This window comes from Thermoanaerobaculia bacterium (genome assembly GCA_035260525.1).
GTDB lineage: Bacteria > Acidobacteriota > Thermoanaerobaculia > UBA5066 > DATFVB01 > DATFVB01.
On record DATFVB010000175.1, the window covers coordinates 19,328 to 34,540 of the forward strand.

A 15,213-nucleotide genomic window follows, 5' to 3' on the forward strand; every position below is an offset into this window, starting at 1 on the left:
GCGGCGCGGTTTCGGCCCGCCCTCCGGGTTAGAATCCGGAAATTCATGTGGTTCAAGAAGGACAAGGCTCCGAAGGAGCCCCGGCAGAACCGTCCCAGCAAGGTCCCCGAGGGGCTCTGGGTCAAGTGCACGTCGTGCCGGGAGATCATCTACGCCAAGGAGCTCCACCGGTTCGTCAAGATCTGCCCGCGGTGCGGCTACCATTTCCCGCTCTCCGCGACCGAGCGGCTGCGCTCCCTCTTCGACGGCGAGACGTTCACGGTCGTCGAGAGCGAGCTCCGGTCGGGCGACCCGCTCCACTTCAAGGACAGCAAGCGGTACCGCGACCGCCTGAAGCAGTACGAGGAGTCGGTCGGGCCCGAGGACGCCGCGATCGTCGCGCACGGAGCCGTCGACGGCCTCCCGACGGTCATCGTCGCCATGGAATTCGGGTTCATGGGCGGATCGATGGGGAGCGTGGTCGGCGAGAAGATCGCGCGCGCGGCGGAGCGGTGCGTCCGCGATCGGGCAGCGCTCGTGATCGTCTGCACGTCCGGCGGCGCCCGGATGCAGGAGGGGATCCTCTCGCTGATGCAGATGGCGAAGACCTCGGCGGCGCTCGTCCGCCTGGGCGAGGCGCGCCTGCCCTACATCGCGGTGCTGACCGACCCCACGACCGGCGGCGTGACGGCTTCCTACGCGATGCTCGGGGACCTCACGATCGCCGAGCCGAAAGCGCTCATCGGTTTCGCCGGGCCGCGCGTGATCGAGCAGACGATCCGGCAGACGCTTCCACCCGGTTTCCAGCGCTCGGAGTTCCTCCTCGAGCACGGGATGGTGGACATGGTCGTGGAGCGGAAGGATCTCAAGGAGATGGTCGGCAGATGCCTGCGGTTATTGATGGGCTGACGCGGCGATGCATCGAGCCGGACGGGCGCGTGCCGCCCGCGAGGCCCTGCGACATACGCCCCGGTATGCCTCGGGACCTCGCGGGCGTCCCGCATCCCGTCGGGCTCGCGCCTCGCCGCGTCTTCGGGTTGCCCGCAACTGGCCATGCTTTTCGAAACATCCCGGGCGAGCATCCCGATCGCCTCATCGCGATGCGAGCCGCCGTCTCGTGTTTCGAATTTCGGGCTTCGGCTTTCGGATCTTTACCGTGACGCACCCCGCCCTGGAACATCTCGATTCCCTCTCGATGCGCGGCATCAAGCTCGGCCTCGAGCCGATCCGGGAAGTGCTCGCGCGCCTCGGCCACCCGGAGCGTTCCTGCCCGCGCGTCCTGATCGCCGGGACCAACGGCAAGGGATCGACGGCGGCCATGCTCTCGTCGATCTTCCGCGCGGCGGGCGTCCGGGCGGGTCTCCACACGTCTCCGCATCTGGTCGACGTCACCGAGCGCGTCCGCGTCGGCGACGCGGACGTGAGTCGACGGCGTCTCGGAGACGCGCTCGAGGAGGTCTTCGCGGCCGCCGCGCGCCCGCCGGAGGTGCCGGTGACGTACTTCGAGGCGGTCACCGCCGCGGCCGAGCGCATCTTCGCCGGCGAGGAGTGCCGCGCCGCGGTCGTGGAAGTCGGCCTGGGAGGACGCCTCGACGCGACGAACGCGTGCGAGCCGGTGCTCTCGGCCGTCACGTCGATCGACTTCGACCACACGGCCGATCTCGGCTCGACGCTCGCGGCCATCGCCCGCGAGAAAGCGGGCGTGTTCCGCGCCGGCCGGCCCGCGCTCTCGGCGGCGTCCGCGCCCGAGGCCCGGCGCGTCCTCGCGGCGGAGGCGGAGAGGGTCGGAGCGGAATTCATCGACGTCCCCGAGGCGACGCGCGTATCGGCGCGCCGCGAGACGGGCTTCGGCCAGGCGTTCACGCTCGAGACGCCGGAAACCCGATACGCGATCGAGACCCCGCTCCGCGGCGCGCACCAGGCATCCAACGTCGCCGTAGCCGTCGCCGCGGCCGAGCGGCTCCGCCCGCTCTTCCCGGAGCTGTCCGCGGAAGCGATCGGTCGAGGCGTGGCGGCCGTCCGCTGGCCGGGTCGGCTCGAGCGCTTCCGCGTCGAAGGGAGGACCGTCTGGCTCGACGGCTGCCACAATCCCGAAGGGGCGCGGTCGCTGGCGGCCTTCCTCGCGGGCCGCCGCACGCCTTACGACCTGCTCTTCGGCGTGATGGGGGACAAGGACGCCGCCGCGATCGCCGCGCCGCTGTTTCCCGCGGCGCAGCGCATCGTCCTCGTCGCGCCGGAAGGAGAGCGGGCGTTCCCGGTCGACGCGCTCGCACAACGCCTGGGGCCCCTCGCCGCGCGCGCCGAGCGCTGCGCCTCGCCGTCGGAGGGGCTCGAGCGTCTGCTTCGCCGCGGCGACGCCGAGATCGTCGTCGCCGGGTCGCTCTTCCTCGCCGGAGAGGTCCGCCCGCGGCTCCTCGGGCGGGACGCGGCCGGGAGGGCGATCGCGTGAAGAAGGCCGCCGCGACCCCGTGGGAAGAGCGCCAGGAGCAGCTCCTTTCGGTCGCGGCGGCGAGGAGCTCCCGCGCGACCCGGCCGTACGGCGACCGGACCGAGCGCGACGACCCTTTCCGCGCCGCCTTCGCGCGGGACCGCGACCGCATCGTCCACTCGCGGGCCTTCCGGAGGCTCAAGCACAAGACGCAGGTCTTCATCCCGTTCGAGGGGGATCATTTCCGGACCCGGCTCACGCACACGCTCGAGGTCTCGCAGATCGCCCGCTCCGTCGCCCGCGCACTGGCTCTCAACGAGGACCTGACGGAAGCGATCGCGCTCGGGCACGACCTCGGGCACACCCCCTTCGGCCATTCCGGGGAGTCGGTGCTCGACGCGCTGCTGCGCGGGCTCGACGCGGGATTCCCCCTGCCGCCCGCGATCGCCGCGGAGACCGGCGCGTTCAAGCACAACTACCAGTCGGTCCGCGTCGTCGACCGGCTCGAGAAGCGCTACGCGCACCCGGGCCTGAACCTCACCCACGACGTGCGCGAGGGGATCCTCAAGCACACCTCGTGGAAGCGCGATTTCCCGTTCCCGGTCGAGTTCCCGGAGGGGCTGCGCCTGGGGTCGGGAGGGTCCCTCGAGGCGCAGACCGTGAACTGGTCCGATGAGATCGCGCAGCAGGCGCACGATCTCGAGGACGGCCTCGCGATGGTGCCGGAGGCGGCGATCGAGGAGCTCGAGATCTCGCGCCGGATCCGGAAGCAGCGCGGGCTTCCCGCGGATCGAGCGCTCCGCCGGGCGGAGCTCGTCCGCGGCCTCTATCGGGAGATGATCGCCGATCTCGTCACGGCCTCGTCGGCGCGCGTCGCGGCCTTCGTGGAGAGACGGCGGATCGCGACGCCCGAGGCGTTCGACCGGCTTCGCGACCGTCTCCCCGGGAACCTGATCGGTTTCTCCGCGGACGGCGGGCGCCGGTACCGCGAGCTCAAGGCGTTCGTCTACGAGAACATCATCCACTCGTTTCCGATCGCCCGGCGGGACGGGCGGGCGCGGCTCGTCATGCGCGGGCTCTTCGTCGCTTTCCACGACAATCCGCGGCTCCTGCCGGACGACCTGCTCGAGGCGTACGCCGGCGAGGAGGGGATCCGGTTCCTCCGCCGCGTCGCGCTGCCGGAAGCCGAGCGGGAAGCGCGGAAGCATTACCACCGCAAGCCCCGGTTCCTCCGCACGATCGCGGACCACATCGCGGGGATGACGGACAAGTTCGCGCTCTCCGAGTACGAGTCGCTGACGACGGCATTTCCCTCGCAGGGGTCGTTGTGAAAAGATCCCCCGCATGAGCCGGACCCTGACGCCCGCCTCCTTCCTCTCCCGCGACCTCGAAGTCGCCGATCCCGAAGTGTTCCGCGCGATCCAGGAGGAGGCGCGGCGCCAGAGCGAGAACCTCGAGCTGATCGCGTCGGAGAACTTCGTCTCCCGGGCCGTCCGGCAGGCGGCCGGCTCGGTGCTCACGAACAAGTACGCGGAGGGCTACCCGGGCCGGCGTTACTACGGCGGCTGCGAGTTCGTGGACCGCGTCGAGTCGCTCGCGATCGAGCGGGCGAAGGCGCTCTTCTCGGCCGAGCACGCCAACGTCCAGCCGCATTCCGGGTCCCAGGCGAACATGGCCGTCTACCTGACGGCGCTCTCGGCCGGCGACGTGATCCTCGGCATGAACCTCTCCCACGGCGGCCATCTCACGCACGGCCACCCGCTGTCGTTCTCCGGGCGCGAGTACAAGGTCGTCGCGTACGGCGTGCGGCGCGAGGACGAGCGGATCGATTACGACGAGCTCGCCGCCCTCGCCCGCGAGCACCGGCCCAAGCTCATCATCGCGGGAGCGTCCGCGTATTCGCGCATCCTCGATTTCGAGCGGTTCGGCGAGATCGCTCGAGAAGTCGGCGCCGTGCTGATGTGCGACATCGCCCACATCGCGGGGCTCGTCGTGGCGGGGCTGCACCCCTCGCCGGTTCCGGTCGCCGAGTACGTCACGACGACGACCCACAAGACGCTCCGCGGACCGCGCGGCGGAATGATCCTCTGCCGGTCGGCGTTCCAGAAGGACCTCGACCGCAACGTCTTCCCGGGCGTGCAGGGGGGGCCTCTCGAGCACATCATCGCGGCGAAGGCCGTCTGCTTCGCCGAAGCGGCCGCTCCCGAGTTTTCGGCGTACCAGCGGCGGATCGTGGAGAACGCCCGCGCGCTCGCGGCGGCGCTCTCGGCGCGCGGCTGGCGGGTCGTCTCCGGCGGCACCGACACGCATCTCTTCTCGATCGACGTGGGCGCGCGCGGAATCACCGGGAAGGACGCCGAGAAGGCTCTCGACGCCGCGGGAATCACGGTCAACAAGAACACGATCCCGTTCGACCCGCTCCCGCCGCTCAAGGCGTCGGGGATCCGGATCGGGACGCCGGCGGTGACGACGCGGGGGATGGGGGTCGAGGAGATGGAAACCGTCGCGGAGCTGATCGCCGAGGTACTCGCCGCCCCGGCCGACGCCGAGACGGGCCGGCGCGTGCGCGGGAGGGTGCGCGAGCTTTGCGGGGCCTTTCCGCTGGACGCGGCGGAGTGACGGAGCTCGAACGTCCGGCCTGACGGCCGGAAATCAGGAATCGCCTTTGGCGTTCCGGGGCGTCTTGCACGGTGGTGTCATGAAAATCGACGAACTGGCGGCGGCGGTAGGGCTCGGACGCGTGCGAATCACGAACCGGGCGGACGAGGAGCTCCATTCGCACCGCCTCACGATCGACCAGGTCTGCGCGGCCGTCGCGCACGGCGAGATCGTCGAGGAGCTCGCGGCCGATGCGGGCCCCTATCCGGCCTGCCGCGTCGCCGCGAAGCTCGCGGACGGGGAGCCGATGGAGGCCGTCTGGGCCTGGAACGCCCGGACGGGGTGGACCGTGCTGATCAACGCGTACCGCATCGCCCGCCCGGAAGGCGGCGGCCGGGAGGAGAAATCGGATGAAGTGGCCGTTCGATAAGTGCCCGCTCTGCGGCGGGGAGCTGGTCGACCGCATCGTCGAGAAGCTCCTGCGGGGCGGTGTCGACACCGCGGTGCTGAAGGTCCAGGCCGAGGTCTGCGCCCGCTGCGCCGGCCGGATCTACACGCAGAAGGCGATTCGCCAGTTCGAGGCGGTGCGCGCCCGGCTGGAGAAGAAGGAGACGGCGGGGTTGCAGCCGGTCGGCCGCACCTTCCACGTGCTGTAAGCCGGCGCGGCGATGCATCGAGCCGGACGGGCGCGTGCGGCCGGCGTCTCCTTCCGACGTACGTTTTCAGTACGCCTGCGGTCGCCGCCGGCCACCCGCATCCCGTCGGGTTCGCGCCTCGCCGCGCCTCAAGGTTGCTCTCGATTCGAGGAGCCGGACATACCTTGTCATCCCGACCGTCGCGGGAGCTTGCTCGGGGAACGGGAGCGCGTGGCGGCTGCGCGGCTCGTCGAACCTCCCTCATCCGGCGGCCTACGGCCGCCGCCTTCTCCCGGCGGGAGAAGTCGCGCGGTGGCGTCGCTTAGGGACGCAGCCTTGTGTCGACTCGACCGCGCAACCGCCACCCCCTCGCTGGCGCTCCCGCTCCCGCATCGCGGAGCTTTCGCCTCGGTGGCTCGCACACGGGCGTGCGCGGCGATCGGCGCGCGCGGCGCTCCCGCGCCGGCCGCTTCGCGGCGGCGACTCATGTCGCCCGCTGGATATCCTTCGGCGAAAGCTTTCCGCGATGCGAGGGGCCCCGGGGATTTCGCATCCGGGCCCGTCTCGCGGTGGCCGCTCCGGGCGATCTACCCTCGCGGGGCCGCCTGCTCCGTCCTCCGAGCCGCCTTCGCCTCGCGCCGCATCCGCAGCCGGATCCTCAGCAGGTCCCGCACCGTCGGCGCCAGGTCGCGGAAGACCGATACTTTCGATTCCGGCGAGTTAAACCAGAGGACCGGGACCTCGGCGATCGGGATCCCCCGCGCGCGCGCGATCGCGAGGATCTCCACGTCCCACGCGAACCGGTCGATCCGCGCCGCCGCGAAGAGGTCGCGCGCCACGGCGCCGTCGAACAGTTTGAATCCGCACTGCGTGTCCCGGATCCCCGGCACGGAGAGCGTCCGGACGATCCGGTTGAAGACCTTGCCGAGGGCGCGCCGGTACCACGCCTGGCGGCGGCGGACCGTCGCCTCGTCGATCGCGCGCGATCCGATCGCGAGCGGCGCCCCGGCGTCGCGGAGCTTCGTCCACTCCTCGATCGGCGTCGAGAGGTCGGCGTCGCTCACGAGGACCCGTTCTCCGCGCGACCGCCGCACGCCCTCCCGGATCGCCGCTCCCTTGCCGCGGTTGGCGGGAAGGACGACGACTTCGACGGGAATGCCCCCCGCGGAGCCGGCGGCTCGGGCCGCCTCGGCCGTGCGGTCGGCGGAGCCGTCGTCGACGACGACGATCTCCCATCCGGTCTCTCCCGCGCTCGCGACGTATTCGCCGATCCTCGCGAGCGTGGCGGGGAGGCGGCGCTCCTCGTTGTAGGCGGGAACGACGACGGAGAGCCTCACGCGGGCTCCGCCTCGATGACGAACTGATAGCCGAAAAGCGCCGGCCAGAGCCGGGCGGCGGACGAGAAGAGCGCGCGCGAGGGCGCACGGAGTGGGGCGCGGCCGAGAACCGGGAGCGGGAGCTCGGCCGGAATCGGCGTCGCCCGGACGCGGCGGATACGGAACCCGCCGCCCTCGACCAGGCGGCGGGCGCTCCGGCGCGTGTAGAAGCGCAGGTGGGTGCGGTCGAGGATCCCCGCGTCGGCGTACTCGAACCGGCCCGCGAGGAGGGAGATCCGCACCGCGACGTTCGCCACGTTCGGGAGCGAGACGAGGAGGAGCCCGTCCGGAGCGATCCATTCCCGGACCCGCGCGAGCACGGACTCGGGATCCGCGACGTGCTCGAGGACGTCTGCGCAGACGACGACGTCGAAGCGGCGGCTCCAGGAGAGTTCGCCGGAGACCGACGCGGCCACCCACTCGTCGTAGGCGCCGATCGGAGGCCGCGCCGACGGATCGGCCTCGACCCCCGCGACGTGCGAGAAATGGCCGGCGACCGCCTTTCCGAGGTGCCCGGCGCCCGCGCCGAGGTCGAGCATCGTCCGGCCGGGAGGAAGCGCGAGCAGGAGCCGCCGGAGGCGATCGTGCGACGAGCCGGGGATCTCTTTCCAGCGGTAGCGGGACGCGTCCGCGACGGTCAGGCGGCCGGCTCCCGCTGCGGGACGAGCGGTCGTCCGGAGAGGATGTCCGCGGGCGTCCGCCGGCGCCGGTCGAAGAGGATCGTCGCGAGCGGAAGCCCCGCGAGCGCGGCTGTCGCGGCGGTCGCCGCCCAGCGGACGACGGAGGTCGCCAGCGGCGGCTTTTCGCCTTCGGGGTCCTCGGCCGACAGGTCCGCGAGCGCCATGCCCGGGGTCCGGCCGAAGAGGACGAGCGTCGGGACGACGAGGAAGAAAGAGAGGAGCAGGGCAAAAAGCGCGCACCAGAGCCACCCGATTCCCGGCGGGGACCGCCGCACGAGCGCGGCCGCACCGAGAAAGCTCGCGCCGGCGACGATGCCGCACGCCGCGGCGTCCGCGACGAATGCCGTCAGCCGCGGTCCGGCGGGGGCGGCGAGGAGGATCGGCTCGGGCGCCTCGGCCGCGGGCGGCGGCTCGTCGCCGAAGAGCGAGACGCTCTCCGGCGCCGCGGCGGCGGCGGCGCCCCGCTCGGCTTCCGCGCCGGGGAACAGCGCGGGCGGGTGGTGGATCAGGACGCGGCCGAGCGGATCGTCGGGCGCTCCGCCGAGATCCCCTTCGAGATCCGGCGAAGGGTCGCCGGACCACAGCTCGGGCTCGTCGGGATCGCGGCGTTTCACGGCCGCGGTCGGAGGTACTTCAAATAGACGCGCGCGAGGAGGTCCGCGGGCTTCTTGAGATAGCGTTCCGCGAACGCCTTCTGGCGCTTCGACAGGGCGTCGTCCGGGTCCACGCCCAGCGCGTCGCCGAACGCCTTCGAGGCCCGGTCGTACAGGTTGTTCTGCAGCGCGATCACTCCCTGGTTGTAATAGCAGCGAACGAGATACGACTTCACGTCCGCGTTCTGATGGTCGGCCTGGTAGAGCCGCCAGAGGATGGGAAGCGCGGAGTCGTAGTCCCCGTCGTTGAAGAGCTTCACGGCGGGGGAGATCTCCTGCACCTTCTCGGCGGCCTGCGCCATTTCCCGCTTGATGTCGGCGTCGTCCGGGTAGGCGATCGCGCTCTGGTGGAACCCCGTGAGCGCCGCGATGTAGCGATGGTCGGCGAGCGCCTGCTCGGCCTCCTGCCGCTGCGCCGCGGCGTTGGCCGGGGGGGGCGTTCCCGGCGTGGCGGGAGGGGGCGCGTTCTCGGCGGCCGGCGGCGGGGTCGCGGGGCCGAAGTTCGCGAGCATCTTCTGCGCCCGCGCGTAGTACGGGCTCGAGGGAGGGACGCGCATCAGCGCGTCGCGGGCATCGTCGACCTTTCCTTCCTGGAAGAGACGGGTCGCTTCGGCGATCGGGTTGGGCGCCGTGGCGCTCTTCGCCGGAGCCGGCGGAGGCGCACCCGCTCCGCGCGGCCGCAACACGAGGAAGAGCCCGATCCCGATCGCCACGGCGAGGGCCGCGACCGCGATCGGGAGGACGGGGATCCGGCGGCGGGCGGCCGGCCGCGGCGCAACGGCGGTCCGCCGGCCCTCTTCGGCCGCGGCCTCCTCCTCTTCGGCGAGCACGTCCCCGGCCGGGGCGGTCGCCGACAGGTCGTACGACACGGCCGGACGCGCGAGATCCTCTTCGATGCGGTGGAGGTACGACCGCGCGGTCGCCTCGTTCTCGTCGATGGCGAGGACCTCGAGGAACTTCTCGCGCGCCTCCTTCGGCTGGCCCGACTCGTAGAGCGTGCGGCCCTGCTTGATCGCCTCCGAGACCCGCCGATGCGTCTCCACGAGGCGCGTGCGCGCGTTCTCGATCCTCGATGCGGCCTCGGGGTTGCTGAGATCGGAGAGGAAGACGCGGGACCAGACCTCGATCGCGCCCTGCTGGTCGCCCTTCTCGGAGAGCCGATCGCCCTCGTCGAGGAGCCGCCGGATCTCGGGGGAGGCGGCCGACGTCGGCGCCGCCGGGGGCGCCGGCTCCTGGAGGGAGATCTCCGGGGCCGTCGTGTTCCAGAAATCCGCGAAGCTCGAGGGCTCGGGGGCGGGCGGCTCCGAGCCCGGGGCCGAAGGGCTCGGCATCGGCGACCACTCCTCCCCGGGGGGCATCTCGAGCGAAAGCGAGTCGAGCGCGACCGGTCCGGTCGCCTCGGAAGGAGGCGCCGGCGGCGTCGACGGCTCCGGGGCCGGCGGCACCGGAGCGAACCCGAACGGCTCGGCGGCCGGCTCGGCCGCGTTCTCGAAGGTGCCGAAAGGAAATTCGAAGGAGGGCATCTCCGGCTCCTCCGGCGCGGGCGTCGCGTCCGGGATCGGGACGGCCGTCGGAGCGGTCGCCTCCTGGAGGCGTTCGGCGAGCTTTTCGACCTCGGGGTGTTCCGGATCGAGGCTCCGCATGCGCTCGAAATTGCGGCGCGCCTCGTCGACCTGCCCGGACTCGAGGGCGAAGAGCGCGCGCTGGCGGAAATTCTCGACGTGCGGCTGGAGCTCCTTCTTTCGCGTCGCCTTTTCCAGGATCTCCCGCGCGTCGTTGTTTCCCGGAAGGACCGAAAGCACGCGGTTCGAGGCTTCGATCGCGCGGTCGAAATCGCGGTCGGCGTACGCCTCGATTGCCGAGATGAGGAGCTTGTCGGGCGCGGTGGCGCCGAGCTTCTCCATCGGTGTGAGCGTCTCGGCGACGTACGACTCGAGCTCCGCGAGGTCCACCGGCGCATTCGAGTCGCGCGCTTTCTCGAGCAGGCGCTTGGCGGGGACGAACCGGGGGTCCATCTTCAGGATGAAATCGCAGCCGACCGCGCAATCTTCGGTCTTCCCCGCCTTGAACAGATTGAGCGAGTGGCGGAAGGTCGACAGGATCTTTTCCCGGACTTCCCTGGGGAGCCCCGGATTGCCGGGATAAGCGATATTGTCGGCCATCGAAGTCCGGCAAGAATAGCAAAGCGAGGTGGGAAATTGAAGCAGATCGTCGAGTGCGTTCCGAACTTCTCCGAAGGCCGCAACGTCGAAGCGATCCGCGCCATCGCGGCCGCGGCGGCCGCGGTCCCCGGCGTGAAGGTGCTCGATCTGACGTCGGATCCCGACCACAATCGTTCGGTGCTGACCTTCGTCGGCGAGCCGGCCGCCGTCCGCGACGCGGCGGTCGCGCTCGTCGGCGCGGCGCTGCCGCGGATCGACCTTCGGCGCCATCGGGGCCAGCATCCGCGGCTCGGCGCCGTCGACGTCATTCCGTTCATCCCGATCCGCGACATCGACGCGAAGGAGTGCGTCGCGCTCGCGCGCGAGGCGGGAGCCGCGATCGCGGACCGGTTCGGGATTCCCGTCTATCTCTACGAGGACGCCGCCGCGTCGGAAGAGCGCCGGAACCTGTCGAACATCCGGAAAGGGGAGTTCGAAGGGCTCGCCGAGAAGATGAAGAATCCGGAGTGGAAGCCGGACTTCGGCCCCGAAGCTCCGCACGAGACCGCCGGAGCCGTCGTCGTGGGAGCGCGCATGCCGCTCATCGCCTACAACGTCAACCTCGGGACCGCCGACCTCGCGGTCGCCGACCGCATCGCGAAGTCGATCCGCCACATCGGCGGCGGCTTCCGCTACTGCAAGGCGATGGCGGTCGACCTGAAGGACCGCGGGATCGTCCAGGTGTCGATCAACATGACGAACTACAAGAAGACGCCGCTCTTCCGCGTGTTCGAGTGCGTCAAGTCGGAGGCCGCGCGCTGGGGGGTCAACGTCGTGGGGAGCGAGATCGTCGGCCTGACGCCCGCCGAGGCGCTCTACGAGGCCGCGGAGTTCTACCTGCGGATCGAGAAGTTCAGCCCGGATCTGGTGCTCGAAACGAAGCTCATGAAGGCGGATTAGCGGGCGCAGCGATGCATACCGTCGCGGGAGCTGGCTCGGGGACCGGGAGCGCGTGACGGCGGCGCGGCTCGTCGAACGAGCGACTCGACCGCGCCGACCGCCACCCCCTCGCCGACGCTCCCGCTCCCGCATCGCGGAACCTGCGCTCGGTTACTTCGCGCAGGGTCCCCCGCGATGCGAAGGGCCCCGACCGCCTCACCCGTCAAACGACGAGGCGCGTGGAGGCGCGAGCCCGGTCCGCCGTCGCTCTGACGAGCTATGGCGGATTGATCGTCCCGAACGGCCGTTGTGAAGCGAGCACCCCTGCCGCCTCGATCCGCCGTAGCCTTGGCGAAGGCGGACGGGATGCGGGGCAGCCGGCCCGCGGGCGAGGCATACCGGTGGCGTATGTTGAGCCCGCGGGCGGTTGACACGCGCCCGCCCGGCTCGATGCATCCGCGCGCCTATTCCCTCTCCACGTCGATGCCGTACCCGCGCAACTTCCGGTAAAAGTGCGACCTCTCGACACCGAGCTCCTCCGCGGTGCGGGTGACGTTGCCGCGATTTTTCCGGAGCGCCGTCAGGATGAACCGCCGCTCGAAGTCGTCGCGCGCCTGGCGGAGCGTCGAGAAGTCCGCCGGGACGAGGATCGCGTCACTCTCGACGATCTCGACGGGCAGGTCCCGCAGATCGATCGTGTCGCCCGGCGACATGATCATCAACCGCTCGACGAGGTTCTTGAGCTCCCGGACGTTCCCGGGCCACGCGTAGGCCCTGAGCTTCTTCAGGGCGGCGTCGGAGAACGTCTTCGGCCGCTGCCCGGCCTTCTGCGCCGCATCCCGCAGGAAGTGCATCGCGAGCTCCGGAACGTCGGCGCTCCGCTCCCGGAGCGGCGGGAGCGCCAGCGGCACGACGGCGAGCCGGAAGTAGAGGTCCTCGCGGAACCTCCCCGCCTTGATCTCCTCGGGCAGGCTCTTGTTCGTCGCCGAGATCACGCGCGCGTCCGACTCGATCGTCTTCGACCCGCCCACCCGCGTGAAACGCCCCTCCTGGAGCGCGCGCAGCACCTTCGCCTGGGTGCGCGCGGACATGTCGGCGACTTCGTCGAGAAAGATCGTCGCGCCGTCGGCCTCCTCGAACTTGCCCGCGCGCTCGGCCGAGGCGCCCGTGAAAGAGCCGCGCACGTGCCCGAAGAGCTCCGACTCGATCAGCTCCTCCGGTATCGCCGCGCAGTTGACCTCGACGAGCGGCGCCGGGCGCCGGTGGGAGTGGCGGTGGATCGCGCGCGCGACGATCTCCTTGCCGGTGCCGCTCTCGCCGGTGATGAGGACGCGCGCGTCCGTCGGCGCGACCTGGAGGATCTCCTCGCGGAGCTTCACGATCGCCGGCGTCTCGCCGATCAGGAGCTGTTCCCCCGACGCCTTCTCGCGGAAGCGGGCGACCTCCTCCTCGAGATCGCGGTGGGCGATCGCCTTCTGCGCGGTGACGAGGACGCGCTCCAGCGAGAGCGGCTTCTCGAGGAAGTCGTATGCTCCGGACTTGACGGCTCGCACCGCGGTCTCGACGTTCGCGTGCCCGGAGATCATGACGACGGGAACGGTCGACGCCCTCTCGCCGAGCTCGGCGAGGATCGCGAGGCCGTCCTTGTCCTTGAGCCACACGTCGAGAAAAACGAGGTCGAACCGCTCGCGCCGGAGCCGGTCGAGCCCCTCGACGCCGTCGGCGGCCGACTCCACCTCGTATCCCTCGTCGGCGAGGACCTGCGCGAGCGTCTGCCGGATCGCCCGCTCGTCGTCGATCACGAGGACGCGGCGCTTCTTCATGCGGCGGGGATCTCGATGACGAAGCGCGAGCCGCGCGGGCGGTTCTCCTCCCACCGGATCGTGCCGCGGTGGTCGGCCACGATGCGCGAGACGATCGCGAGGCCGAGCCCCGAGCTGCCCGGCTTCGTGGAGAAGTCGGGAAGGAAGATCTTTTCGCGGTCCTCCGGCCCGATGCCGGAACCCGTGTCGGAGACCTGGATCGTGAGCGTCCCGGAGCGCTCCTCGAGCGACAGGACGATCGTTCCGCCCGCGGCGCACGCCTCGAGCGCGTTGTCGAGAAGGTTGACGAGGACGCGCTGCACCTGCTGCCCGTCGAGCCGGTACGGGCGGCGGGGGAGCCGGTCCTCGAGCGCGATCGCGACCCCTTCCTTCGCGTCGCGGTAGAGCGCGACGGTCTTCTCGACGAGCGCGGAGAGGTTCGTGTCGGCCGGGCGCGATTCCGGCATGCGGGAGAACTTCGAGAACTGGTCGACGAGGGCCTTGAGCAGGTCGACCTCCTCGATGATGACGGCGGCGCCCTGCCGCACCGCCTCGGCCGCCCCGGGATCGCCCGCCCGGATCTTCTTCACCATGCGCTCGGCCGAGAGGCGGATGGGCGTCAGCGGGTTCTTGATCTCGTGCGCGACGCGCCGCGCGGCCTCCGTCCACGCCTGCAGGCGCTGGGCGCGCGCGACCTCGGTCGTGTCCTCGAGAGCGATCACGAAGCCGCGCGACCGTCCTTCCTCCCCCGGCATCGCGGCGACCGCGACCTCGGCGCGGCGCGTGCCCGAAGAGATCTCGCGGAATGCGGGCCTGGCGCCGCCGCGCGCGGCCGCGAGCGCCTCGAAGAGCGGCGCGAGCTCGGGCCGGGCGGCGATCGCGTCGAGGGTCGTCGGCACCGCGTCGAGGCGGAGGATCTCGAGCGCCGCGGGGTTGGCGAGCTGGACGCGTCCGGCCGGGTCGACGGCGACGATTCCGGTGCGGGCCGTCTCGAGGATCGTGGAGAGGAGCTGGCGCTCCCGGTCGAGCCGCCGGTTGATCGCGGTGAGGTCGACGTTGGACTGCTCGAGGCGGCGGCGCGTCTCGCGGATCTCCGCCGTCATCGTGTTGAAGGATTCGACGAGCACGCCGAGCTCGTCGCTCGCGGGAACGTCGACCTCGGCCGTCAGGTCGCCCTGCGTGATCTTCTTCGTGGACTCGGCGAGAGCGCCGATGGGCGCCGTGATCCGCCGGGCGAGCGTGAGCCCCGTCCAGATCGCGGCGAACAGGAGCGCGAGCGTCAGCAGCGTGAAGACGAGGATGTTCGTCGCCTTGATCGCCGACTTCTGCACCTCCATCTTCCGGTAATCGCTCCACGCGCCCGCCACGAAGTCGCCCGCCGCCGCTTCCGCCCGCGTCACGCGGAGGCCGGCGACGACGATCCCGCGCCGGCTCGTCGCGGCGCTCCGGAACCACCGCGAGCCGTCGTGGAGGAAGTCGACCCACCGGGATTCCCCGCGCGCGCGCGCTTCGGCGAGAGAGGCGGCGCCCGCGGCGGGGGGGAGCGGCAGCCCCCCGGACGAGACGCGGACCGGCTCCGCGCTCTCGGGATAGAGCTCGAGGCTCGAGAAATCGCGGAGCCGGAGATCCGCGGCGATCACCGTTTCGGGGTCGGCGGCCGGGGACCCGTCGAGGATCCGCGCGACCGCCCGCGCTTCGCGGCTCGCCGCGTCGGCGAGCCGGCGGTCCGCCACGTCGCGCAGCGCTTCCGACCGGTTGACGATCGTCTCGACGGGTGTGGAGAACCACCGGTCGATCGAACGCTGGAGGAGGTTGGTCGCCGCGAGGAACAGGAGAGCGATCGGGATCGCCGTCAGGCCGAGCTGCGTGATCAGGAGCTTCGTCTTGAACTTGGCCCCCAGGACCCCCCGCCGGCGCTCGAGGAGCAGCTTGATCAGCGCCCGGAAGATCACGAAGAGGGTGGCCGCGATCAGGACGACGTC

Annotated in this window: 13 protein-coding genes; 7 read left to right on the top strand and 6 right to left on the bottom strand. The window is 71.3% G+C overall.

The features are described from left to right. The first annotated feature begins 45 nt into the window (after window positions 1-45). The 6 genes from accD to VKH46_08670 all read left to right on the top strand — a co-directional run bounded on the left by accD (window position 46) and on the right by VKH46_08670 (window position 5,661). Window positions 46-888 (top strand): acetyl-CoA carboxylase, carboxyltransferase subunit beta, encoded by an 843-nt coding sequence (gene accD / locus VKH46_08645; protein HKB70897.1) that lies wholly within the window; start codon window positions 46-48, stop codon window positions 886-888. A gap of 247 nt (window positions 889-1,135) precedes the next feature. Next, complete coding sequence (locus VKH46_08650; protein HKB70898.1) at window positions 1,136-2,428, top strand: folylpolyglutamate synthase/dihydrofolate synthase family protein; 1,293 nt, start codon at window positions 1,136-1,138, stop codon at window positions 2,426-2,428. Continuing rightward, complete coding sequence (gene dgt, locus VKH46_08655) at window positions 2,425-3,738, top strand: dNTP triphosphohydrolase (GenBank protein HKB70899.1); 1,314 nt, start codon at window positions 2,425-2,427, stop codon at window positions 3,736-3,738. Before VKH46_08650 ends, dgt begins: the two co-directional genes overlap by 4 nt. 13 nt (window positions 3,739-3,751) lie before the next feature. Continuing rightward, complete coding sequence (gene glyA / locus VKH46_08660; protein HKB70900.1) at window positions 3,752-5,026, top strand: serine hydroxymethyltransferase; 1,275 nt, start codon at window positions 3,752-3,754, stop codon at window positions 5,024-5,026. 79 nt (window positions 5,027-5,105) lie between these two features. Next, on the top strand, window positions 5,106-5,435 hold the full coding sequence (locus VKH46_08665; GenBank protein ID HKB70901.1) for a DUF4258 domain-containing protein: 330 nt from the start codon (window positions 5,106-5,108) through the stop codon (window positions 5,433-5,435). Next, complete coding sequence (locus VKH46_08670; protein HKB70902.1) at window positions 5,416-5,661, top strand: YgiT-type zinc finger protein; 246 nt, start codon at window positions 5,416-5,418, stop codon at window positions 5,659-5,661. Before VKH46_08665 ends, VKH46_08670 begins: the two co-directional genes overlap by 20 nt. A gap of 566 nt (window positions 5,662-6,227) precedes the next feature. On the opposite strand, the gene VKH46_08675 is transcribed toward VKH46_08670, so the two are convergent. The 4 genes from VKH46_08675 to VKH46_08690 are packed head-to-tail and all read right to left on the bottom strand — an operon-like array spanning window position 6,228 to window position 10,511. Continuing rightward, window positions 6,228-6,977, bottom strand: a complete 750-nt coding sequence (locus VKH46_08675; GenBank protein ID HKB70903.1) for a dolichyl-phosphate beta-glucosyltransferase — start codon at window positions 6,975-6,977, stop codon at window positions 6,228-6,230. After that, entirely contained in the window at window positions 6,974-7,657 is a 684-nt protein-coding gene (locus tag VKH46_08680; GenBank protein ID HKB70904.1) for a class I SAM-dependent methyltransferase, read from the bottom strand. Before VKH46_08680 ends, VKH46_08675 begins: the two co-directional genes overlap by 4 nt. Then, a complete protein-coding gene (locus VKH46_08685; protein ID HKB70905.1) occupies window positions 7,654-8,310 on the bottom strand; it encodes an RDD family protein in 657 nt (218 codons plus the stop codon). Before VKH46_08685 ends, VKH46_08680 begins: the two co-directional genes overlap by 4 nt. Continuing rightward, window positions 8,307-10,511, bottom strand: coding sequence for a tetratricopeptide repeat protein (locus tag VKH46_08690; GenBank protein HKB70906.1), 2,205 nt, complete (start codon window positions 10,509-10,511; stop codon window positions 8,307-8,309). The genes VKH46_08685 and VKH46_08690 overlap by 4 nt, the downstream gene beginning before the upstream one ends. 36 nt (window positions 10,512-10,547) lie before the next feature. Between VKH46_08690 and ftcD the strand changes: the two genes are divergently transcribed. After that, window positions 10,548-11,450, top strand: a complete 903-nt coding sequence (ftcD, locus tag VKH46_08695; protein ID HKB70907.1) for a glutamate formimidoyltransferase — start codon at window positions 10,548-10,550, stop codon at window positions 11,448-11,450. Between the two features lie 443 nt (window positions 11,451-11,893). On the opposite strand, the gene VKH46_08700 is transcribed toward ftcD, so the two are convergent. After that, window positions 11,894-13,252, bottom strand: coding sequence for a sigma-54 dependent transcriptional regulator (locus tag VKH46_08700; GenBank protein ID HKB70908.1), 1,359 nt, complete (start codon window positions 13,250-13,252; stop codon window positions 11,894-11,896). Then, window positions 13,249-15,213 (bottom strand): ATP-binding protein (locus VKH46_08705; protein ID HKB70909.1); only part of this gene is annotated, 1,965 nt, incomplete at its 5' end. The genes VKH46_08705 and VKH46_08700, both read right to left, overlap by 4 nt.

Coding starts and splice junctions, on each gene's coding strand:
- VKH46_08700 (HKB70908.1), bottom strand. CDS start 13,252: ATGAAGAAGCGCCGCGTCCTCGTGATCGACGACGAGCGGGCGATCCGG.
- VKH46_08690 (HKB70906.1), bottom strand. CDS start 10,511: ATGGCCGACAATATCGCTTATCCCGGCAATCCGGGGCTCCCCAGGGAA.
- VKH46_08670 (HKB70902.1), top strand. CDS start 5,416: ATGAAGTGGCCGTTCGATAAGTGCCCGCTCTGCGGCGGGGAGCTGGTC.
- glyA (HKB70900.1), top strand. CDS start 3,752: ATGAGCCGGACCCTGACGCCCGCCTCCTTCCTCTCCCGCGACCTCGAA.
- accD (HKB70897.1), top strand. CDS start 46: ATGTGGTTCAAGAAGGACAAGGCTCCGAAGGAGCCCCGGCAGAACCGT.
- VKH46_08665 (HKB70901.1), top strand. CDS start 5,106: ATGAAAATCGACGAACTGGCGGCGGCGGTAGGGCTCGGACGCGTGCGA.